18 protein-coding genes, 1 rRNA gene and 1 other RNA gene are annotated in these 22,077 nt (G+C 64.9%); 17 read left to right on the top strand and 3 right to left on the bottom strand.

What is annotated here, in order from left to right:
• The first annotated feature begins 203 nt into the window (after window positions 1-203).
• Window positions 204-316 (top strand): 5S ribosomal RNA (rrf, locus tag HG262_RS23715).
• A 242-nt stretch (window positions 317-558) separates the two neighbouring features.
• Entirely contained in the window at window positions 559-924 is a 366-nt protein-coding gene (locus tag HG262_RS23710) for a hypothetical protein (RefSeq protein ID WP_169273351.1), read from the top strand.
• A 70-nt stretch (window positions 925-994) separates the two neighbouring features.
• Here HG262_RS23710 and HG262_RS23705 read toward each other — a convergent pair whose 3' ends face one another.
• Entirely contained in the window at window positions 995-1,579 is a 585-nt protein-coding gene (locus HG262_RS23705) for a LysE family translocator (RefSeq protein ID WP_248293473.1), read from the bottom strand.
• Between the two features lie 158 nt (window positions 1,580-1,737).
• Here HG262_RS23705 and gcvA point away from each other — a divergent pair, with 158 nt between their 5' ends.
• Window positions 1,738-2,613: a transcriptional regulator GcvA gene (gene gcvA, locus HG262_RS23700; protein WP_169273349.1), complete on the top strand. Its 876-nt coding sequence runs from the start codon at window positions 1,738-1,740 to the stop codon at window positions 2,611-2,613.
• Window positions 2,614-2,795: 182 nt separating this feature from the next.
• Here gcvA and HG262_RS23695 read toward each other — a convergent pair whose 3' ends face one another.
• A complete protein-coding gene (locus HG262_RS23695) occupies window positions 2,796-3,074 on the bottom strand; it encodes an SWIB/MDM2 domain-containing protein (RefSeq protein WP_006217453.1) in 279 nt (92 codons plus the stop codon).
• A 147-nt stretch (window positions 3,075-3,221) separates the two neighbouring features.
• On the opposite strand from HG262_RS23695, the gene HG262_RS23690 reads away from it, so the two are divergent.
• A complete protein-coding gene (locus HG262_RS23690) occupies window positions 3,222-4,415 on the top strand; it encodes a M20 aminoacylase family protein (protein ID WP_105555531.1) in 1,194 nt (397 codons plus the stop codon).
• A 10-nt stretch (window positions 4,416-4,425) separates the two neighbouring features.
• On the top strand, window positions 4,426-5,490 hold the full coding sequence (gene pyrC, locus HG262_RS23685; RefSeq protein WP_169273348.1) for a dihydroorotase: 1,065 nt from the start codon (window positions 4,426-4,428) through the stop codon (window positions 5,488-5,490).
• Between the two features lie 134 nt (window positions 5,491-5,624).
• On the opposite strand, the gene HG262_RS23680 is transcribed toward pyrC, so the two are convergent.
• Window positions 5,625-7,451, bottom strand: a complete 1,827-nt coding sequence (locus HG262_RS23680; RefSeq protein WP_169273347.1) for an ATP-binding cassette domain-containing protein — start codon at window positions 7,449-7,451, stop codon at window positions 5,625-5,627.
• A 143-nt stretch (window positions 7,452-7,594) separates the two neighbouring features.
• On the opposite strand from HG262_RS23680, the gene rnpB reads away from it, so the two are divergent.
• The 12 genes from rnpB to HG262_RS23620 all read left to right on the top strand — a co-directional run bounded on the left by rnpB (window position 7,595) and on the right by HG262_RS23620 (window position 22,074).
• Window positions 7,595-7,999: RNase P RNA component class A (gene rnpB, locus HG262_RS23675), an RNA gene on the top strand.
• 368 nt (window positions 8,000-8,367) lie between these two features.
• Window positions 8,368-8,796, top strand: a complete 429-nt coding sequence (gene mraZ / locus HG262_RS23670; protein ID WP_006226256.1) for a division/cell wall cluster transcriptional repressor MraZ — start codon at window positions 8,368-8,370, stop codon at window positions 8,794-8,796.
• 7 nt (window positions 8,797-8,803) lie between these two features.
• A complete protein-coding gene (gene rsmH, locus HG262_RS23665; RefSeq protein ID WP_169273346.1) occupies window positions 8,804-9,901 on the top strand; it encodes a 16S rRNA (cytosine(1402)-N(4))-methyltransferase RsmH in 1,098 nt (365 codons plus the stop codon).
• The gene (gene ftsL, locus HG262_RS23660) at window positions 9,901-10,191 is read left to right on the top strand and encodes a cell division protein FtsL (protein WP_169273345.1); all 291 of its coding nucleotides are present in this window, start codon (window positions 9,901-9,903) and stop codon (window positions 10,189-10,191) included. The genes rsmH and ftsL overlap by 1 nt, the downstream gene beginning before the upstream one ends.
• Complete coding sequence (locus HG262_RS23655; RefSeq protein WP_169273344.1) at window positions 10,188-11,918, top strand: penicillin-binding protein 2; 1,731 nt, start codon at window positions 10,188-10,190, stop codon at window positions 11,916-11,918. Before ftsL ends, HG262_RS23655 begins: the two co-directional genes overlap by 4 nt.
• Window positions 11,915-14,773, top strand: coding sequence for a bifunctional UDP-N-acetylmuramoyl-L-alanyl-D-glutamate--2,6-diaminopimelate ligase MurE/UDP-N-acetylmuramoyl-tripeptide--D-alanyl-D-alanine ligase MurF (gene murF, locus HG262_RS23650; RefSeq protein WP_169273343.1), 2,859 nt, complete (start codon window positions 11,915-11,917; stop codon window positions 14,771-14,773). Before HG262_RS23655 ends, murF begins: the two co-directional genes overlap by 4 nt.
• A complete protein-coding gene (mraY, locus tag HG262_RS23645; RefSeq protein WP_105555524.1) occupies window positions 14,763-15,932 on the top strand; it encodes a phospho-N-acetylmuramoyl-pentapeptide-transferase in 1,170 nt (389 codons plus the stop codon). The genes murF and mraY overlap by 11 nt, the downstream gene beginning before the upstream one ends.
• Window positions 15,929-17,461, top strand: a complete 1,533-nt coding sequence (murD, locus tag HG262_RS23640; RefSeq protein ID WP_169273342.1) for a UDP-N-acetylmuramoyl-L-alanine--D-glutamate ligase — start codon at window positions 15,929-15,931, stop codon at window positions 17,459-17,461. Before mraY ends, murD begins: the two co-directional genes overlap by 4 nt.
• Window positions 17,458-18,651: a putative lipid II flippase FtsW gene (gene ftsW / locus HG262_RS23635; RefSeq protein ID WP_169273341.1), complete on the top strand. Its 1,194-nt coding sequence runs from the start codon at window positions 17,458-17,460 to the stop codon at window positions 18,649-18,651. The genes murD and ftsW overlap by 4 nt, the downstream gene beginning before the upstream one ends.
• Window positions 18,648-19,724: an undecaprenyldiphospho-muramoylpentapeptide beta-N-acetylglucosaminyltransferase gene (gene murG, locus HG262_RS23630; protein ID WP_169273340.1), complete on the top strand. Its 1,077-nt coding sequence runs from the start codon at window positions 18,648-18,650 to the stop codon at window positions 19,722-19,724. Before ftsW ends, murG begins: the two co-directional genes overlap by 4 nt.
• Window positions 19,721-21,127 carry a UDP-N-acetylmuramate--L-alanine ligase gene (gene murC, locus HG262_RS23625; protein WP_169273339.1) on the top strand — a complete coding sequence of 469 codons (1,407 nt, stop codon included), beginning with the start codon at window positions 19,721-19,723 and terminating at the stop codon, window positions 21,125-21,127. Before murG ends, murC begins: the two co-directional genes overlap by 4 nt.
• Window positions 21,124-22,074 carry a D-alanine--D-alanine ligase gene (locus tag HG262_RS23620; RefSeq protein WP_169273338.1) on the top strand — a complete coding sequence of 317 codons (951 nt, stop codon included), beginning with the start codon at window positions 21,124-21,126 and terminating at the stop codon, window positions 22,072-22,074. The genes murC and HG262_RS23620 overlap by 4 nt, the downstream gene beginning before the upstream one ends.
• Window positions 22,075-22,077: the final 3 nt, after the last annotated feature.

Genomic DNA, 22,077 nt, shown 5'->3' with positions numbered 1-22,077 from the left:
TATAGTGAGAACCCCTGCGTAAGTGATCACGGCTTTGTTTGCCCGCCACATGCGTAGCGCTGGATTCACTGCAGTACCCAAGCAGTATCAGCAGGTGCCCAAGCTGCACCAGCAGTACCTGAGCAGTGTCCGGGCCAGTGCGCTCGGGAGGTAGACCAAGATTCGAGTGGTTGACGCAATCGACAACCGCTCAAGCAGTTACGCTTGACGACCATAGCAAGGTGGTACCACTCCTTCCCATCCCGAACAGGACAGTGAAACGCCTTCGCGCCGATGATAGTGGACGGACGTCTGTGAAAGTAGGTCATCGTCAAGCTCTTATCCCTCAAAGCCCCGCCGGCATCCGGCGGGGCTTTGTCTTTGGGCGATGACTTAGTGATATCACCCGCAAATCGCGCCCGCATCCGGGCCGTGATTCCGCCCGCGCCAGGAGCCTTCGGTTGGCAGTCAACCAGGCTGCAAGCCGCGCCAATGCTGAATGTGCACAAATAACAACGCCCGTGGGCGGGCGGGCTTTGTGCGGTAAGATTGACCGAGTCAATTCGTTGGAGCGTTATCGTGAGTGATACCCAGACCCCCGTGCCCGGTACGAAGTTAGATCTGCGCACGCTGACCCACGTGGCTTACGGCTTGTTTGCCTTGGGCTTTTTGACGAGTGGAATTCTGGGCATCGCGACGTTAGCTGCCGTGGTGCTGATGTATCTGAAGCGCTCTGAGGCCGCCGGCACGGTTTACGCTGCCCACTTCGATTGGATGCTGCGTACGTTCTGGTGGGCCATGCTGTGGCTGGCCATCAGCGGCATCGCCGTGTACATCTTTATTGGATGGATCGGCTTGATCGCGACGGTCGTGTGGGTGTTGTACCGGTTGATCAAAGGCTGGCTGGCGTTGTTGGAAGGCGCTGCGCCCACCACATACGCCTGATCTGGCGCCCGTTCGGGCAGACGGAAGGCCGGCAACTTGCCGGCCTTTTTCATGCGCCTTGTTTTCAGAATCAGGACAGGACCACATACGCCGCGACGGCTAGCATTGAAAGGCCGAAGACCGCGGCTTGGATGCGCATTGCCCTGGGTGACGTGAATCGCCCGAGGATGACCTGGCCGCCATAGATCCAGGGGAAATGGCAGAACAGGCCCAGGACCACAAAGGCGGCGCTCAGCTGCGCGACCTGTGCGGAGAGGCTTGCGCCGGGCGTCAGGAACTGCGCGAACATGACCACGATCATCGAGTGGATTTTCGGGTTCAGGGCGACGCAGATGAAGCCATCCCGGAAGCCCATCGCTTGCCGTGGGCGCATCGCGCTGTCAGGCGCCATGGATGCGCGGAAGAATCCCCAAGCCAGATACAACAGGTAGGCGGCACCGGCCCATTTGAGGACGATGTGGAGCTGTGGATATTCGTGCAGCGTTCCCCCCAGGCCCAAGCCGTAGATCGCGCAGAGCGCGAGGTTGCCGGCTTCGAATCCGATCCAGAACGGCATCGAGCCCTTGATTCCGTAACGGCCGCCAGCGGTGGCCAATAGGGTGTTGCCTGGCCCAGGGCTGATGATCATGGGAATGGCGTACCCCAGGAAAATCATCCAACTCTCCCACCCGATCATTGCTGTTCCTTTGATTGTGATTGTCGCCGTTCGCCACGATGCATTCGTGCGCGGGCGAGGGCCTAGTAGATCGCGCTTCCGGCTCCCGGAAAAACGATCTATTCTCATCCCCTTGATAAACCGTACTAATCGAGATCATGCGACGTCTGCCACCGTTGGGCGCGCTGCGCGCTTTTGAGGCCGCCGCGCGGCATATGAGTTTCACGCAGGCCGCCGCCGAGCTGTGTGTGACGCAGGCGGCGATCAGCCATCAGGTGCGGCAACTGGAAGGTTGGCTTGGCCATCCCATGTTCACGCGTCGGGGCCACGCGTTGAACCTGACGCAAAAAGGCGGGGCCTATCTGGCGGAACTGTCGCAAGTTTTCGATCAGATAGCTGCCGCGACGCAGCGCGTGCGCGACAAGCGCGAGGGGCCCTTGCGGATCTCGGTGCTGCCTTCATTCGCGTCACGCTGGCTGTTGCCTCGCCTGCCGGCATTTCGCGCCAGCCATCCTGAAGTGGATTTGCGCGTGACGAGTTCGGTGCAGCTTTGGAGCGGCGACGACACGTTCGATATCGGGATACGTTCAGGATTGGGGCGCTGGCCTGGCGTCAAGGCGGACCTGATCGCGCGGGAGTTCCTAAGTCCTGTGTGCAGCCCTGCGTTGGCCTCGGGGCCGCCTGCATTGACGCGGCCGGAAGACCTGAAGCAGGTGCCGCTATTGCATGATCAACCACGCATGGCGTGGCAGCAATGGTGCCAGTACGCGGGTGTGGCATTAGACCTGTCGCAGGGCTTCGTTTTCAACGATGCGGCGTTGGTATTGCAGGCTGCCGTCGATGGGCAAGGCGTCGCGTTGGGGCGCTTGATGTTGGCGGCGAACGACTTGCGGGCAGGGCGTCTGGTGCGGCTTTTCGATCACGCATTGCCGAACGATTACAGCTATTGGATTGTGTATGCGAGGTCGTCCGCGCAGCGTCCGGAGGTTGCAGCATTCCGAGGCTGGTTGCTCGAAGAGGCGCGCCAATCCTAGCGATCAGCCCAATGGGATCGGAAGGGACTGCTAAAGGGGAATGCCATGTCCGCAGAATGTGGAGCAGGCTGTCGCGCGAGGAAGAGAGCTTGCGGGAGAGGAGAGTGTGCTAGCCCGGCGGTGAGCCAGGGCGTCGCGACAATCCAAGAGGCAGGGACGTACGGGGTACGCCCTTTGCCTGCTTACTTCAGATGTGCGTTGACCAGTTTGGTCAATTCGAACATCGTGACCTGATCTTTGCCAAAGATCGGACGCAGCTTGGCATCGGCGTTGATGTTGCGCTTGTTGCTGGCATCTTGCAGGTTGTGCTTCTTGATGTATTCCCAGATCTTCTTGGTGACCTCGGTACGCGGCACGGCTTCCGAGCCGATGACAGCGGCCAATTCGGCGCTGGGGGTCAGGGGCTTCATGAATGCAGCGTTCGGCTTGCGCGCGGTCGCGGGTTTGGAGGTTGTGGCCATAATGCGGCGCTCCTTCTCTGGCTGTTGGAAAAATTGTCCTGCGGCCGGAGCATAACGTGTCTCTCTCGTAAAGACAAAGGCATTTATCCTCTGTAGCAACTAAAATGCACAGACTGTCCCCCCTACCACGTCATTCTGTAACCTCCTATGTACGCACGATCTCCTTTGGAATCAATTCGCCTATTTCATGACGAATTGACGGCGCTGCGGCGCGATTTGCATGCGCATCCCGAGTTGGGCTTCGAGGAAGTCCGAACCTCCGGGATCGTGGCTGGCGCGCTTGAGGCGCTGGGCATCGAAGTACATCGGGGCATCGGCAAGACCGGCGTGGTGGGCGTGATCCGGGGCAAGCGCTGCGACAGCGGCCGCATGATCGGGCTGCGCGCCGACATGGATGCCTTGCCGATGACCGAGGACAACGACTTCGGCCACAAGTCCACCAAGCCGGGCCTGATGCACGGCTGCGGCCATGATGGCCACACCGCGGTGTTGATCGGGGCTGCCAAATACCTGGCGCAGACACGCAATTTCGACGGCACGGCCGTGCTGATTTTCCAGCCGGCTGAAGAGGGGCGCGGCGGCGCCCGCGCCATGCTTGAAGACGGCTTGTTCGATACGTTCCCGTGCGACGCGATCTACGCCTTGCACAACTGGCCTGGCCTGCGGCCCGGCACGATCGGCATCAACCCGGGTCCGATGATGGCCGCGGCCGACCGCTTCGAGATCCAGATCACGGGGCGGGGCGGCCACGGCGCGCACCCGTACCAGACGATTGACCCGGTGACGATCGCGGGGCAGATCATCACGGCGTTGCAGACCATCGTGTCGCGCAATGTGAACCCCTTGGATTCGGCCGTGGTGTCGATCGGCTCGATGCAGGCGGGGCATCCAGGCGCAATGAGCGTGATTCCGCGTGAAGCCAAGCTGGTGGGCACGGTGCGCACGTTTCGCAAGTCGGTCCAGGAAATGGTCGAGACGCGCATGCGCGAGCTCGTCACCGCGATCGCCGGCGCGTTCGGAGGCTCTGCCGAGCTGATTTACGAACGCATCTATCCCGCGACCTTGAACACGCCGCAGCATGCGAATCTGGTGGCCGACATCGCGACCGAGATGATCGGCAAGGAGAATGTGGTGCGCGATCTGGTACCGTCGATGGGTTCCGAGGATTTTTCGTTCATGTTGCAGAGCAAGCCCGGGGCGTATTTCCGCCTGGGCCAGGGCGGAGCCGAGTCGGGCTGCGTGCTGCATAACTCGCATTTTGATTTCAACGATGCCGTCATTCCCCTGGGCAGCGCGATGTTCTGCGCGCTGGCAGAACGGGGCATGCCGCTGGCAGATTAAGAAGCCTTCCATGTCTACTCCAAATACGAATCAGCTCACCATCACCCGCCCCGACGACTGGCACCTGCACCTGCGCGATGGCGCGGCGCTGGAAGCCGTGGTGGCGGATACCGCGCGCCAGTTCGCGCGCGCCATCATCATGCCGAACCTGAAGCCGCCGGTGACGACCACCGAGCAGGCACTGGCCTATCGCGGCCGGATCCTGGAGGCGCTGCGCAAAGCCGGCGGGAATCCGGACGCTTTTACGCCGCTGATGACGCTTTATCTGACTGACAACACCTCGGCGGAAGAGATCTTTCGCGCGCACGAGTCGGGCCAGGTCTATGCCGTGAAGCTGTATCCGGCGGGCGCGACGACCAACTCCGATGCGGGCGTCACCGACTTGCTGGGCAAGTGCGCGAAGGCACTCGAGGCCTTGGAAAAATGCGGCATGCCGCTGCTTGTGCACGGTGAAGTGACCGACCCGGCGATCGACGTGTTCGACCGCGAGGCGATTTTCGTGGAGCGCGTCATGAAGCCGTTGCGCCGCGCCTTCCCGGCCTTGAAGGTGGTGTTCGAGCACATCACGACGAAGGAAGGCGCGGAGTATGTGCGCGACGCCGAAGGGCCGATCGCCGCGACGATCACGCCGCAGCACATGCTGTACAACCGCAATGCGATCTTCCAAGGCGGCGTGCGGCCGCATCTGTATTGCCTGCCAATCTTGAAGCGCGAGACGCATCGCCTGGCGCTGGTCGCAGCGGCTACCAGCGGTAGCCCGCGTTTCTTTCTGGGTACGGACAGCGCGCCGCATGCGCGCGGCTTGAAGGAGCACGCGTGCGGTTGTGCCGGCTGCTACACGGCGCTGCACGCGATGGAGCTGTATGCGACGGCGTTCGAGGCAGTGGGCAAGCTGGACAAGCTGGAAGGTTTCGCCAGCTTCCACGGCCCGGACTTCTATGGCCTGCCGCGCAACACCGGCACGTTAACGCTGCTGCGCGAAACGTACCAGGTCCCGGACGAACTGGCGTTTGGCAATACCACGCTGGTGCCGCTGGCCGCCGGCGAAGCCCTGGCCTGGCGCGCCAAGGTCTGAACGGTTCACGGCGCGGCTGATCCGGCGCGGATCCGTGAATGACAACCGGGGGAGCGGCTGTGCGCCGTTCCCCCGGTTTTTTTACCGCGCGATGAATGCGCTCTATATATATAGCGTGACGTCAGGGCGTGATGTCAGAGCGTGCCGTCGCGGCGCGCTTCCAGCAATTCCCAGCGGGCGAAACGTTCTTCGAGTTCGCTTTCCAGTTTGGCGAGTTCGCTGTTGATGCGATCGACTTCGGCGGGGGCATCGCGGTACAGGCTTCCGTCAGCCAGCTTTCCGGCCAATTCGGCCTGTTGCGCTTCCAGGGCAGCGATGGCGTCGGGCAAGCCTTCGAGTTCGCGCAAGTCCCACGCGTTTATCTTGGTGGTCTTGGCCGGCTTGGGCTTGGCGACCTTGGCGCGCGCGGCGCTTTCGTCGACAGCTTTGGCGGCGGCGTCCACATCGGTGGCCGGGGCGGACCGGGTCGGACGCTGCGCAACCCATTCGTCATAGCCGCCGACGTAGTCGCGCCAGCGGCCGTCGCCTTCGTACGCGATGGTCTGCGTGACGACGTTGTTCAGGAACGCGCGGTCATGGCTGACGAGCAGTACGGTGCCGGCGTATTCCTGGAGCAGCTCTTCCAGCAGTTCCAGCGTTTCGATGTCCAGATCGTTGGTCGGTTCGTCCAGCACCAGTACGTTTGCGGGGCGGGCGAACAGGCGCGCCAGCAGCAGGCGGGCGCGTTCGCCGCCGGACAGGCTGCGCACCGGCGAGCCGGCGCGGGCGGGCGAGAACAGGAAGTCGCCCAGGTACGTCATGACGTGCTTGCGGGTGCCGCCGATTTCGACCCATTCGCTGCCCGGGCTGATGATGTCGACGAGCGAGGCGTTTTCGTCAAGTTGCGCGCGCATCTGGTCGAAATACGCCACCGCGACGTTGGTGCCCAGCCGGGTGCTGCCGGTATCGGGCTGCATTTCGCCCAGGATCAGCTTGAGCAGCGTGGTCTTGCCCGCGCCGTTGGGGCCGACGATGCCGATGCGGTCGCCGCGCAGGATGGTGGTGGAGTAGTCGTCCACCACGATCTTGTCGCCGAAGGTCTTGCCGACATGTTCGAGCTCGGCGACGAGTTTGCCCGAGCGTTGGCCCTCGGCCAGCGCCAGCGACACGTCGCCGATGCGTTCGCGGCGCTCGGCGCGCTGGACACGCAGGCTTTCCAGGCGACGGACCCGTCCTTCATTGCGCGTGCGACGGGCCTCGACGCCCTTGCGGATCCAGACTTCCTCTTGCGCCAGGAGCTTGTCGAAACGGGCCTGCTCCAGGCGTTCGGATTCCAGCCACTGGGCTTTGCGCTCTTGCCACTGGGAAAAGTTGCCGGGAAAACTGAGCAGGCGGCCGCGGTCGAGTTCGACGATGCGGGTGGTGACGGCGTCAAGGAAGCGGCGATCGTGGGTGATGATGACCGCGGCGCCGCGCCAACTGCGCAGCATCTCTTCCAGCCAGGCGATGCCGTCGAAGTCGAGGTGGTTGGTGGGTTCGTCCAGCAGCAGCAGGTCAGGCTCTTCGACGAGGGCGCGCGCCAGCGCGACACGCTTGCGGGTGCCGCCGGACAGGCCGGCGACTTGCGCATCGGCGGGCAAGCCCAGTTTTTCCAGGATGGCGCGCACGCGCGAGGGGCGCTGCCAATCCTCATGGTCGCCTTCCACGTTGCAGACGACATCGAACACGGTGGCGTTTTCGTCCAGTTCCGGTTCCTGTTCGACCGTGGCGACGCGCAGGCCCGAGTTGCGGGCGATGTCGCCGTCGTCGGGCAGCGTCCTTCCGTCCAGCAACCTCAGCAGCGACGACTTGCCGGCGCCGTTGCGGCCAATGAGGCCGATGCGCTCGCCGGCCTGGATGGCGAAGTCGGCGTGGTCCAGCAACGGATGGTGGCCATAGGCCAGCTGGATGTCGGTAAGAGTGATGAGAGTAGCGAGGGCCATGTATGGGGTCGTTTTTGCGGCGTCTAAGCGGATCAGGGCGTATTGTCGCAGGAACCCCGCAAGCCCGTTTGCGGCGGGTCGGCGCATCCGTTCGGCGCAGGCTCCGGGGACAGAGTCGCGACCTGTAATAGAATACGAACCGCAAGGCGGGTCGGGCGATCGCGGTGGATGCGAATCCATCGAGGAAGGTCCGGACTCCATAGGGCAGGGTAACGGCTAACGGCCGTCCGGCCGCGTCTTCGGGCGCGGTTGAGGAATAGGGCCACAGAGACGAGACTGCGAAGCGGGCGTGCTTGCACGCACAGATACGGCCATCTCCGTATCGCGCCATTCGGCAACGAAGGGCGGCGTCGCAGGGTGAAACGCGGCAACCTCTACCCGGAGCAACATCAAATAGGCATGCGTGCGGCCCTCGGGTCGCGAAGGGCGGCTCCGTCCAAGCATGCGGGTAGGTGGCTAGAGCGGCTCAGCAATGATCCGCGCAGAGGAATGATCGTCCGCCAGGGAAACCTGGTGTACAGAATCCGGCCTATAGACCCGTCTTGCATCGAATTCCCACTCGCGAGTTGGCCAGGCCCGGAGCCTGGCCGCACCGGCCTCTGGCCGGCAGAACCGGCTGCGCCATTTTTTTGATGGCCCCGGGCGGCGCGTCGGGCGGGAAGCCTCGCCAGAACGGGCGATACGGCCCTTCGTAAAACAATGCAAAGTCATCCTTAGGCGCTACTTCTGAAGAAGGACTTGTAGTGTGTGCCGCAACCTCCTGATTTATTAGGAGGTTTTTCTTTTTGCGGTTTTACATATTGGCCTAAGTCCTTGTTGTGATTGAAAAAATTGCAACCACGCGCTTGACCGCCCCTGTGCCATACCGTAGAGTGGGAAATAGTAGGAAATTGTGCAATTAAGTGGGGTAAAAGTGGTGTTTCAGGGAAGCAGCGCGCTCACGCTGGATGCCAAGGGGCGGATCTCGATCCCGACCCGGCATCGTGACGCGCTCATGTCGCAGGCCGATGGCCGGCTGACCCTGACCCGCCACCCCGACGGCTGCTTGCTGGTGTACCCGCGGCCGGAGTGGGAAAAGAAGCGCGAGCAAATCGCCGCCTTTCCCATGACGGCTCGTGCGTTGCAGCGGCTGTTGCTCGGCAACGCTCAGGACGTGGAACTGGATGGCTCCGGCCGGGTCCTGATCGCTCCTGAACTGCGCAACGCTTCCGGTATGACGCGCGATGTGATGCTGCTCGGTCTGGGCGCGCACTTCGAGCTGTGGGACGCCGCTACCCTGGCCAGCCGCGAGGCTGAGGACTTGGCCAAGGGTATGCCGGATGTGTTGAATCAGTTTTCGTTCTGAACAATCTATGGAATTCGAACATCGGCCCGTTCTGCTGGAGCCGACGGTGGACGCACTACTGCTGCCCGACTTCGGGGGCAAGGGCGCGACACGGTCGCACACGCAGACCGAGCCGGATACGGCTACGCGGGCGGAACGCGGCGTGTTTGTCGACGGCACTTTCGGCCGGGGCGGGCACAGTCGCGAACTGCTCGGGCGCTTGGGCAAGGACGCGCGGCTGGTGGTGTTCGACAAGGACCCCGAGGCGATCGCCGTCGCCCATGCGTTGGCGGCGACGGACCCCCGGGTCACGGTTATTCATGGGGGCTTTGCCACCATGGCTGAAGAGTTGGAGCAGCTCGGCATCGGCAAGGTCGATGGCGTGATGCTGGATCTGGGCGTGTCGTCGCCTCAGATTGATGATGCCGAGCGCGGTTTCTCGTTCATGCGAGATGGCCCGCTCGATATGCGGATGGACACCACTCGTGGTCCCACGGTGGCGGATTGGCTGGCGCAAGCCAGTGTGGATGAGATGCGGGAGGTCATAGCGGATTATGGCGAAGAACGGTTTGCTTTTCAGGTTGCAAAGGCGATTGCTGCTCGCCGCGCAACAAGGCCGCTGCGCACCACGCTCGAGCTTGCCGAGTGCGTCGCCAGCGCCGTCCGCACGCGCGAAAAGGGGCAGCATCCGGCCACACGCACCTTTCAAGCTTTACGGATTTACATCAATCGGGAACTCGAAGAGCTCGCGCGCACCCTCGCGGCAGCTCTAGACCTGCTCGCCCCAGGGGGGAGGTTGGCGGTGATCAGCTTTCATTCGCTTGAAGACCGCATGGTCAAGCAGTGCATCGTGGCGGCGGCTCGGCCGGCCGCCGCGCATGCGCGCCTGCCGCTGCGCGAAAGCGAAATGCCCCAACCGGTCCTGCGCTCCCTGGGTCGTGTCCAGGCGGAAGACGACGAGGTCTCGGGCAATGCCCGTGCCCGCTCCGCTGTCTTGCGCGTCGCCGAGCGTACCGAAACGCCGCTGCCCGCCGAGGGCGGCTTCGCGTTCGTGAAGATCGGCTCGCTGCCTGGCAGCGACCTGGCCCCGCCGCCTCGCCGCGGCGGCAAGGGAGGGCGGCGCTAATGGGTCGTGTCAACCTGATCATTGCGGCTTTACTGATGCTGTCGGCCATTTCCCTGGTCACCAGCCGGTATCAGTCGCGCCAGCTGTTTGTAGAGCTGGGACGTGATCAGGCTCAGGAACGCGACCTGGAAACCAACTGGCGCCGGCTGCAGCTTGACCGCGCCGAACTCGCCCGCAACGCGCGGGTCGATGTGATTGCCCGTGACGGCCTGAAGATGATCCCCATCGTTCCGGACCGCACGCTGTACCTGAATCAAGCGCCCGTCTCCACTCCCGGAGGCGCGCAATGAAACGCGTCCCCTTCTTCGACAACCCCGTGCTGCGTGGGCAATTGCCCACCTGGCGCGCGCGCTTGGTGCTGATCCTGCTGTTTGGCGGGTTTACGGTGCTGGCGGGCCGGGCGCTCTTCCTGCAAGGGCTGTCGACGGAGTTCCTGCAGCAGCAGGGTGAGCGCCGCTATGAACGTACGCTGACGCTGGCAGCCACGCGCGGCAAGATCATGGACCGCAACGGCGCGGTACTGGCCTCCAGCGTGCCGGCGCGCGCCATCTGGGCCATTCCGGAAGATGCCAAGCAGGGCACGCCCGCGCAGATGGATACGCTGGCCAAGCTGCTGGAAATGCCGGTGGCCGACTTGCGCCACCGCCTGGTAGACGAAGACAAGAACTTCGTCTACCTGAAGCGCCAGGTCCCGATGGACGTGGCCGACAAGATCAAACAGCTGGGCATGGCTGGCGTGCATCAGCAGCCCGAGACCCGCCGCTACTACCCGGACGGCGACGTGATGGCCCACGTGGTGGGTTTCAATAGCGTCGAAGACCAGGGCCAGGAAGGCGTCGAACTGACGTTTAACCAACAGTTGCAGGGCCGGCCCGGCAGCCGCCGCGTCATCAAGGACCGGCTGGGTCGGGTCATCGAGGACGTGCAGGCAGTGACCTTGCCGGTGGACGGCCGCGACTTGCGCCTGTCCATCGATACCCGTTTGCAGTACCTGGTGTTCAAGGAATTGAAGGACGCCATGGACAAGCACCAGGCCAAGGGTGCCACCGCCGTGGTCGTGGACGTGCATACGGGCGAGATTCTGGCGCTGGCCAACGTGCCGACCTTCGATCCGAACAAGCGCGAGAGCTTCCACGGGTCCAAACTACGCAACCAGGCCATCACCGATACGTTCGAGCCAGGCTCGATCATGAAGCCGTTCACCGCTGCACTGGCGCTGGACCTGGGCCGCATTACGACGTCGACGCTGTTCGAAACCGGCAACGGCCGCTTCACCTATCAGGGCAGCACGATCAGCGACGTGAGCCGCAACGGCACGTTGGACGTGGCCGGCGTGCTGCGCAAATCCAGCAACATCGGCATGACCATGATCTCCGAGAAGCTGGAATCCCGCGAGATGTGGGACCGCTTCACCGAATTGGGCCTGGGCCAGGCCCCTCAAGTGGGATTCCCCGGCGCGGCGCCCGGCCGCCTGCGTCCGTGGGACCGCTGGCGCCTGATCGAGAAGGCGACGATGGCCTATGGCTACGGCCTTTCCGTGTCGTTGCTGCAGGTGGCGCGGGCCTACACCGTCTTTGCCCGCAACGGAGACATGGTGTCGCTGACGCTGGTCAAGCGCGACAGCGATCCCACCAGCGTCAAGATCTATACGCCGAAGACCACTGCCATGGTGCGCGCGATGCTTGAAGCCGCCGCCGGCCCCGAAGGCACGAAGGCGGCCCAGGTGCAGGGTTATCGCGTGGCGGGCAAGAGCGGCACCGCGCGCAAGATCGTCGACGGCAAGTACAGCATGCAGCGTTATCGGAGCTCCTATGTGGGCTTCGCTCCGGTGTCGGACCCGAAGATCGTGGTGGCCGTGTCCATCGACGAACCGACGGTCGGCGGTTATTACGGCGGCGCGATCGCTGCGCCCGTGTTCTCCCATATCGTGGGGGGGAGCCTGAGGCTGATGGGGGTGCGGCCGGACGCGCCTTTTGAATCCACGATTGTTGCTGGTCTCAAGGAGCCAGGCAGATGAGCGCCAAAGGCTTCCTCTCCCACCCTGTCGCCACGGTTGCCGAAACCGTGGCGTGGTTGCATGCGCGCGTCTCGTTGACGGCGCACCTGAAGCTGGACTCGCGCGATATCGAGCCGGGCGACGTGTTCGTCGCCTGCCCGGGCCTGTCCAGCGACGGACGTCTCTATATAGATAAGGCGTTGGCGTTGGGCGCCAGCGCCGTGTTGTTCGAAGCCCCGACCCGCGAGGCCATCCAGGCCGCCGGCGTCGATGTGCCGATGTTGCCGGTGACCGGCCTGCGCGCCTTGCTGGGCGAGTTGGCCGATACCTGGTACGGCCGTCCGTCCGCCGCGCTGGCGGTGGTGGCGGTAACGGGCACCAACGGCAAGACCTCGTCGGTGCAGTGGATCGCGCATGCGCTGAGCCGCAACGACAAGCCTTGCGGCACCATCGGCACCCTGGGCGCCGTGTTGCCCGACGGCCGTACGCTGGGCGGCGACTTGACGACGCCAGACGTTCTGACCGTGCACCGCACGCTGGCCGCGATGCGCGACGCCGGCGCGAAGGCGGTGGCCATGGAAGCGTCGTCGATCGGTATCGAACAGGGCCGCCTTGACGGCGTGCGCATCGCGCTGGCCGCGTTCACGAACCTGACGCGCGACCATCTTGATTACCACGGCACGATGGAACACTACGAGGCCGCCAAGGCCCGCCTGTTCCGCTGGCCGGGCCTGACGGCCGCCATTGTCAATGCCGACGACGCGGCGGGACGCCGGCTGATCGCCAGCCTGCCCGCCGGTACGGGGGCGATGGGCTACAGCCTGAGCGATGCGCCCGAGATCCCGGCCGCGATGCGTGCGCGTGATCTCCAGGCCACATCCCAAGGCCAGATTTTCACGTTGGTATCGCCGCATGGCGAAGCCCAGATTGTGACGCGCCTGCTGGGCGCGCACAACGTGTCGAACCTGTTGCTGGTGGCTGGCGTGCTGTACAAGCTGGGCTTGCCCTTTGCGCAAATCGCACGGGAGTTGGCCGCGACGGACCCGGTGGACGGCCGGCTGCAAACCGTGGAAACGGTGCCGGTCACGACCCAGGCCCATGCGGGCCGCGGCCCGCTGGTGGTGGTCGATTACGCGCACACGCCGGATGCGTTGTCGCGTGCCCTGACGGCCTTGCGCGCGGTGGCGGTTGCCCGCTCCGGCCGCCTGATCTGCCTGTTCGGCTGCGGCGGCGAACGCGATCCGGGCAAGCGCCCGGAAATGGGCCGCATCGCGGCCGAACTGGCCGATCACGTGGTAGTGTCCAGCGATAATCCGCGCACGGAATCGCCGGAAGCGATCGTGGAACAGATATTGGCCGGCATCCCGGAAGCGGCGCAGGCCGATGTCCAGGTCGACCGCGCACGCGCCATCATGCAGACGATCTGGGCTGCATTGCCCGAAGACGTGGTGCTGTTGGCCGGCAAGGGGCACGAAACCTATCAAGACATCGGGGGCGAAAAGCTGCCTTTCGACGATCGCGAATGGGCGCGCCTGGCGTTGCTGCTGCCGCAGGTCAAGGGTGTGTCCACCGACACCCGCCGCATCGGCGCGGGCGAATTGTTCGTGGCGCTGGTTGGCGAGAACTTCGACGCGCACAACTATCTGGATCAGGCCGAAAGCCGCGGCGCTTGCGCGGCGGTCGTGGCGCATGCCGTCGGCGACGCGAAACTGCCGCAACTGGTGTTGGGCGATACCCGCGTGGCGCTGATGCGCATCGGCGCGGCGTGGCGTTCACAGTTCTCGCTGCCGGTCGTGGCGGTGACGGGCAGCAACGGCAAGACGACCACCAAGGAAATGATTTCGGCCATGCTGGCCGAATGGCGGGGCGAGGCGGGCCGATTGGCCACCGCAGGCAACCTGAACAACGATATCGGCGTGCCGCTGACGCTGCTGCGCTTGCGTCCCGAGCACCGCGCGGCCGTATTCGAACTGGGCATGAATCACCCGGGCGAAATCGCGCAGTTGGCCGCCATGGCTGCGCCGACGGTCACGTTGGTGACGAACGCGCAGCGTGAGCACCAGGAGTTCATGCACACCGTGGAAGCGGTGGCGCACGAGAACGGCGCCGCGATCGCGGCCCTGCCAGATGACGGCATCGCCGTGTACCCGGGTGACGAACCGTATTGCGCGATCTGGGACGCGCTGGCCGAACCGCGCCGCGTGCTGCGTTTTGGCCTGCAGCCTGGCCTGGACGTGTACGCGGAAAACATTCTTGCCGACGTGAGCGCCACGCGCTGCCGCGTCGTGACGCCCGTGGGAACGGCAGATCTGTCCCTGCCGGTGCCCGGTTTGCACAACCTGCGCAATGCGCTGGCCGCGATCGCCAGCGCCATCGCGGCGGGGGTGCCGCTGGACAGCGCCGTTCGCGCCTTGGCGGGTTTTGTCCCCGTCGCGGGCCGCATGCAGCACAAGCAAATGAGTGACGGAACGTTGCTTATCGATGACACCTACAATGCCAACCCCGATTCGGTTCGTGTGGCCATCGACGTGCTGGGCCGCATGGCCGGCAAGCGTGTCCTGGTGTTGGGCGACATGGGTGAAATCGGGGACAACGGTCCCGCCTTGCATGCCGAGGCGGGCATTTACGCGCGCGAGCAAGGGCTTGACGCGTTGATCACGCTAGGTGAAGCCAGCCGGGCGGCCGTGGCCGCGTTCGGAGCTGGCGCGCACGCCTGCGCATCGGTAGACGAAGTGGTTGCCGCCTTGCGCGGTTTGCGCGCGTCCTGCGTATTGGTAAAGGGATCGCGTTTTATGCGCATGGAGCGGGTTGTGACGGCTTTTTCTTTGAATGACGGACAGGTGGCCAAGGGGCAGGGAGAACACCATGCTGCTTGAGATCGCCCGCCTGCTTTCCGATGATGTGCGCGCGCTGGGCGTGTTCGAATACATCACGTTGCGCGCCGTGCTGGCGTGCGCGACGGCGTTGCTGATCGGTCTCGTCGCCGGTCCGCGTGTGATCCGCAAGTTGACCGAGATGAAGATTGGCCAGGCCGTGCGTTCGTACGGTCCGGAGACGCATCTGGTCAAGACCGGCACCCCCACAATGGGCGGCGTGCTGATCCTGATTTCGATCGCCATCAGCACCTTGCTGTGGGCGGATTGGACCAACCGCTTCGTGTGGGTGGTGCTGCTGGTGACGTTCGGTTTCGGCTGGATCGGCTGGCGCGACGATTACCGCAAGGTCGTCTATCGCGATCCCGAGGGCATGCCCGCCCGGCAGAAGTTCTTCTGGCAGGCCACCATCGGCATGATCGCCGCGGTGTACCTGGCATTCGCGGTGTCGGCGCCCGCCAATACCGAACTGTGGCCGCTGTTCAAGGCCTGGGTCGGCAGCGGCTTCACGATGGCATTGCCGACGCGTGCCGACTTGATCGTGCCGTTCTTCAAATCGGTGAGCTATCCGTTGGGCGTGCTGGGCTTTGTCGCGCTGACCTGGGCCGTGATCGTGGGCACCAGCAACGCCGTGAACCTCACTGACGGTCTGGACGGGTTGGCGATCATGCCGACCGTGATGGTGGGCAGCGCGCTGGGCATCTTCGCCTACGTGGTCGGTCGCGTGGACTATTCCAAGTACCTGTTGTTTCCGTATATCCCCGGCGCCTCTGAATTGATGGTGCTGTGCGCGGCGATCGGGGGCGCGGGGTTGGCATTTTTATGGTTCAACGCGTATCCGGCCCAGGTGTTCATGGGCGACGTTGGCGCGCTGGCGCTGGGCGGCGCGCTGGGCACCATCGCGGTCATCGTGCGCCAGGAAATCGTGCTGTTCATCATGGGCGGCGTGTTCGTGGTGGAAACGCTGTCGGTGATGATCCAGGTGACCTGGTTCAAGTACACGAAGCGACGTTATGGAACAGGTAGACGCATCTTCCGCATGGCGCCGTTGCATCATCACTTTGAAGTGGGCGGCTGGAAAGAAACCCAGGTGGTCGTGCGTTTCTGGATCATCAGCATGATGCTGGTGCTGATTGGCCTCTCAACCCTGAAGTTGCGATGAATACGATGGAAACCTCCCGCGCTGACGCGCCGCTCGTCCTGATCCTCGGATTGGGCGAGACGGGTGTCGCCGCCGCACGCTGGTGCGCCCGCCTGGGCGCCCGCTTGCGCGTGGCCGACACGCGCGCCGAGCCGGGCGGATTGGCGGCGCTGCGCGATGCGCTGGCGCAAAGCGATGTGGAATACCGCCTGGGTTGCGACGTGTCCTTCGATACGGCGTTGCTGGATGGCGTGGATCAGGTCGTGCTGAGTCCCGGCCTGGCGCCGACCCTGCCGCCTGCCGCCGACCTGCTGCGTGAGGCCGAGGCCCGCGGCATCGAAGTCGTCGGCGAAATCGAATTGTTTGCACGCGCGCTGGCCGACCTGGCCGAGACGCGCGAGTACCGTCCCCGCCTGCTGGCGGTGACGGGCACCAACGGCAAGACCACCGTGACCGCGCTGACGCGCGACCTGATCGACGCCAGTGGCTTGTCGGTCGTGGCGGCCGGCAATATCAGCCCCGCCGCGTTGACGGCGCTGATCGACGCGCTGGACAACGACGCGTTGCCGCAGGTCTGGGTGCTGGAGTTGTCCAGCTTCCAATTGGAAACGACGCGTTCGCTGATGGCCGACGCGGCCGTCGTGCTGAACGTCACGCAGGACCATCTGGACTGGCACGGCGGCATGGACGCGTATGCGGCGGCCAAGGCGCGCCTGCTGAAGATGGCGCGCATCGCCATCGTCAACCGCGACGATCCGCTGACCGTGCGCATGGTGCAGACCGTGAATGCGCTGAACGTGCGCACCTTCGGCCGCGACATGCCGGAACTGGTGGGCGACATGGGCCTGGAACTGGGGCAGGGCGTGGCCTGGCTGGTCGCCGCTGAACCCGTCGATTTCGATGAGCCCGCGCCGCCCGTGCGCAGGAAGAAGGACGCACCCGAACCGGTGCGCGCCAACGGCCGCATGAGCCGGCTGATGCCGGTGGACGCCTTGCGCATCCGCGGCATCCACAACGCTTTGAATGCGCTGGCCGCGTTGCAGTTGGCGCGCTGCCTGGACCTGGGCTGGGGCGCCATGCTGCGCACGCTGCGCGAATACGCCGGCGAACCGCATCGCGCGGCGTTCGTGCGTCAGATCGGCGGCGTCGACTACATCAACGACAGCAAAGGCACCAACGTGGGCGCCACCGTCGCCGCGCTGGAAGGCCTGGGGCAACCCGTGGTGCTGATCGCGGGTGGCCAGGGCAAGGGCCAGGACTTCTCGCCGTTGATCCCGGTGGTATCGCGCCACGCGCGCGCCGTGATGCTGATCGGCGTGGACGGGCCCGAGATCGGCCGCGTGCTGGCCTCGACCGGTGTCAACTGCGTCACCGTCGGTTCGCTGCATGACGCCGTGCGCGGCGCGGCGGAACTGGCGCAGCCCGGCGACGCCGTGCTGCTGTCGCCCGCCTGCGCAAGCCTGGACATGTTCCGCAACTACCCGCACCGCGGGCAGGTGTTCGTGGAAGAGGTCGATGACCTGGCCCGCGACCGTGGAGAGGTGGCATGAGCCTGATCGCCGACCTCACCGCCAGCGTCAATGCCGTACGGCCCGGCCGTACCAAGATGCGCAACTTCGATCTGCCGCTGGTCATCGCGGCGTCGACGTTGCTGCTGCTTGGCTTGCTGATGGTGTATTCGGCGTCGATCGCGCTGGCCGACGGCCCGCGTTACGCGTCCTATGGGCGCTACTACTTCGTGATCCGCCACGGCCTGTTCGTCAGCGCCGGGCTGCTTGCCGGCGCCGTGGTGCTGGCGATCCCGATCCGCGTCTGGCAACGCATGGCCGTGCCGTTGTTCGTGGTGGCGATGATCTTGCTGGTCGCGGTGTTGATCCCCGGCATCGGCCGCGAGGTCAATGGCGCCCACCGCTGGATTCCGCTGGGCCCGCTGAACTTCCAGCCGTCCGAATTGATGAAGCTGGCCGCGCTGCTCTACGCGGCCGATTACACCGTGCGCAAACAGGAACACATGCAGGCGTTCGCCCGCGGCTTCCTGCCGATGGCTTTCGCGCTGGCCGGCGTGGGCATGCTGCTGCTGCTGGAGCCGGACCTGGGCGCCTTCATGGTGATCGTGGCGATCGCCATCGGCATCCTGTTCCTGGGCGGCATCAACGGCAAGTATTTCAGCAGCCTGCTGGGCGTGCTGGTCAGCACGTTCCTGATGCTGATCTGGCTGTCGCCGTGGCGCCGCGCGCGCCTGTTCGCCTATCTGGACCCCTGGAACGAAGACAACGCCTACGGCAGCGCCTATCAGCTGTCGCACTCGCTGATCGCACTGGGTCGCGGCGAGTGGCTGGGCGTTGGGCTGGGCGCCAGCGTGGAAAAGCTGCATTACCTGCCCGAAGCGCACACCGACTTCCTGATGGCGGTGGTAGGCGAAGAACTGGGTTTTGCCGGCGTCATGCTGGTGATCACGCTGTTCGCCATCATCGTCTATCGCGGTTTCGACATCGGCCGCCAGGCCATTGCCATGGAACGCACGTTCGCGGGCCTGGTCGCGCATGGCGTGGCCATGTGGTTCGGCGTGCAGTCATTCATCAACATGGGCGTGTGCCTGGGGCTGCTGCCCACCAAGGGCCTGACCTTGCCGCTGATGAGCTATGGCGGTTCGGGCGTGGTGATGAACCTGTGCGCCCTGGCCATGCTGATCCGGGTGGATGTGGAAAACCGCGTCATGATGCGTGGGGGACGGGTATGACCGCGGCCCGCACCATCCTGATCATGGCTGGCGGCACCGGCGGGCACATCATGCCCGGCCTGGCCGTGGCCGATGTGCTGCGCGAACGCGGCTGGCGCGTGCTGTGGCTGGGCAATCCCGACAAGATGGAAGGCAAGCTGGTACCGCCGCGCGGCATCGAACTGGTGCCGCTGCGTTTCCAGGGCGTGCGCGGCAAGGGCGCATCGGCGCTGCTGAAACTGCCGTTCCTGCTGTTGCGCGCTTTTGCGCAAGCATGGTCGCGGCTGTCCGACGTGCGGCCGGACGTGGTGCTGGGGATGGGCGGCTACGTGGCCTTTCCGGGCGGGGTGATTGCCGTGTTGCGCGGCACGCCGCTGGTCGTGCATGAACAGAACGCCGTGGCGGGCACCGCGAACAAGTGCCTGGCCAAGATGTCGCGCCGCGTGCTGAGCGGGTTCCCCGGCGTGCTGCCCAAGGGCGAAGCCATGGGCAACCCCGTGCGCGCGGACCTTTGCGCGCTGCCGGATCCGGCCGTGCGCTATGCCGGCCGCACCGGCCCGCTGCGCGTGCTGGTCGTGGGCGGCAGCCTGGGCGCGCAAGCCTTGAACACAACCGTTCCGCAGGCGCTGGCGCGCCTGCCGCAGGACAGCCGCCCGGTGGTCATCCACCAGGCCGGCGAACAACATTTGCCCGCGCTGCAGCAGGCCTACGCCCAGGCGGGCGTCCAGGCCGATTGCCGCGCGTTCATCGATGACATGGCGGGTGCCATGGGCGATGCGGATCTGCTGATCTGCCGCGCAGGCGCCATGACGGTGTCCGAAGTGGCTGCAGCGGGCGTCGCGGCGCTGTTCGTGCCGTTCCCGCATGCCATCGATGACCACCAGACCGCCAACGCGCGCTTCCTGAGCGACGCCGAGGCCGCTTGGCTGCAGCCGCAGACCGCCTTGACGCCCGAGTGGCTGGCGGACTGGCTCGCCCAGCGTTCCCGACAAGAACTGGAAGCCGTCGCCGTCCGGGCTCGCGCCCACGCGCACCCGGAAGCGGCGGCTCATATCGCCGACGTCTGTGAACAAGCAGCGGGGCGTTCATCATGAAACATAGAATTCAACATATCCATTTCGTAGGCATCGGCGGCTCGGGCATGAGCGGCATTGCCGAAGTGCTGCTCAACCTGGGCTACACGATCAGCGGGTCCGACCTGCACGAGTCCGCCGTGACGCGCCGCCTGGCGGGCCTGGGCGTGAAGATCGCGATCGGCCATGTGGCCAGCAATGTCACGGGCGCGGGCGCCATCGTCACGTCCACCGCCGTGGCGGGCGACAACCCCGAAGTGATCGCGGCCCGCGCATCGCGCATCCCGGTGGTGCCGCGTGCCATCATGTTGGCCGAGCTGATGCGCCTGAAGCGCGGCATCGCCGTGGCCGGCACGCACGGCAAGACCACGACCACCAGCCTGGTGGCCAGCGTGCTTGCCGCTGGAGATCTGGACCCCACCTTCGTGATCGGCGGCCGCCTGAATTCGGCCGGCGCCAACGCGCGGCTGGGGCAGGGCGATTACATCGTGGTCGAGGCCGACGAGTCCGACGCGTCGTTCCTGAACCTGCTGCCGGTGATGGCCATCGTGACCAACATCGACGCCGACCACATGGACACCTATGGCCACGATGTGGCGCGCTTGAAAAGCGCATTCATCGAGTTCACGCAGCGCCTGCCGTTCTACGGCAGCGCCGTGCTGTGTTCGGACGACGCCAACGTGCGCGAGATCATGCCGTTCGTGTCGCGTCCCATCACGACTTACGGTTTGAATGAAGACGCGCAGGTGCGCGCCTATGAAGTGCATCCGGAAGGCACGCGCATGCGCTTCAACGTGCAGCGCACGCACCGAGAAACACTGCTGCCGCCGTTGCAGGTGGAACTGAACCTGCCCGGTCTGCACAACGTGCGCAATGCGCTGGCCGCGATCGCCGTGGCGACCGAGCTGGGCGTGGCCGACGAAGCGATCTGCGATGCGCTGGCCGCGTTCAAGGGCGTAGGCCGCCGCTTCACGCAAACAGGCGAATTCCCCGTGCCGGCCAGCCATGGCGGTGGCACGTTCACGGTGATCGACGACTACGGCCATCACCCGGTTGAAATGGCGGCCACCCTGGCGGCGGCGCGCGGCGCATGGCCCGACCGCCGCATCGTGCTGGCGTTCCAGCCGCACCGCTACACGCGGACGCGGGATTGCTTTGAAGATTTCGTGCGCGTGCTGGGTACGGCGGACGCCGTGCTGTTGACCGAGGTCTATGCCGCCGGCGAACCGCCCCTGGTGGCAGCCGACGGCCGCGCCCTGTCGCGTGCGTTGCGCGTCGCCGGCAAGGTGGAACCGGTTTTTGTCGAAGATGTGGCCGAACTGCCCCAAGCCGTGGTGGATTTCGTGCGGGACGGCGACGTGGTGATTGTGATGGGTGCGGGGTCGATCAGCAAAGTCCCGGCCCAAGTGGGAGAACTGGCATGAGCACGCAATTCGGCAAAGTGGGTGTCCTGTACGGCGGCCGTTCCGCGGAACGCGAAGTCTCGCTGATGTCCGGCAAGGGTGTGCAGCAGGCGCTGGCAAGCGCCGGCGTGGACGCGCACCTGTTCGATACGGGCGAACGCAGCCTGGCAGAGCTGGCCGCGGAAGGGTTCGACCGCGTGTTCATCGCCCTGCATGGCCGCTATGGCGAAGACGGCACGATCCAGGGCGCCTTGGAACTGCTGGGCATCCCCTATACCGGCAGCGGCCCGATGGCCTCGGCGCTGGCCATGGACAAGACCATGACCAAGCGCGTGTTGCTGCAGCATGGCCTGCCCACGCCCGACTTCGAAGTGCTGGATGCCGATACGGAACTGCGCCTGGTGCCTGATCGCCTGAGCCTGCCGCTGATCATCAAGCCGCCGCATGAAGGCTCGACCGTCGGCATCACCAAGGTGGTGGGCTATTCGGACATGAAAGAGGCCTATGCCGCAGCCGCCCGCTTCGACAGCGAAGTGTTGGCCGAGCAGTTCATTATCGGCCGCGAGCTGACCGTGGCGGTGCTGGGTTCCGGCAAGGCCGCGCGCGCGCTGCCCGTGATCGAGATCGCGGCGCCCGGCGGTAACTACGACTACGAACACAAGTATTTCTCGGACGACACGCAGTACTTCTGCCCGGCCACCTTGCCGCCCGAAGTGGCCGAGGAAGTCTCCGCGATCGCCGTCAAAGCCTATCGCGCGCTGGGTTGCGAAGGCTGGGGCCGCGCCGACTTCATGCTGGACCGCGACAACCGCCCTTGGCTGCTTGAATTGAATACCTCGCCTGGCATGACCAGCCATTCTTTGGTGCCCATGGCCGCGAAGGCCGTGGGGATCAGCTACGCCGACCTGTGCGTGGCGATTCTGTCCGAGGCCTCGTGCAAAGTGCACGGCGTCTCCCGTAACGCTTGACCT

Source organism: Achromobacter sp. Bel (assembly GCF_012928505.1).
Taxonomy (GTDB): domain Bacteria; phylum Pseudomonadota; class Gammaproteobacteria; order Burkholderiales; family Burkholderiaceae_B; genus Achromobacter.
This window is presented reverse-complemented; position numbering and strand designations above follow the sequence as displayed.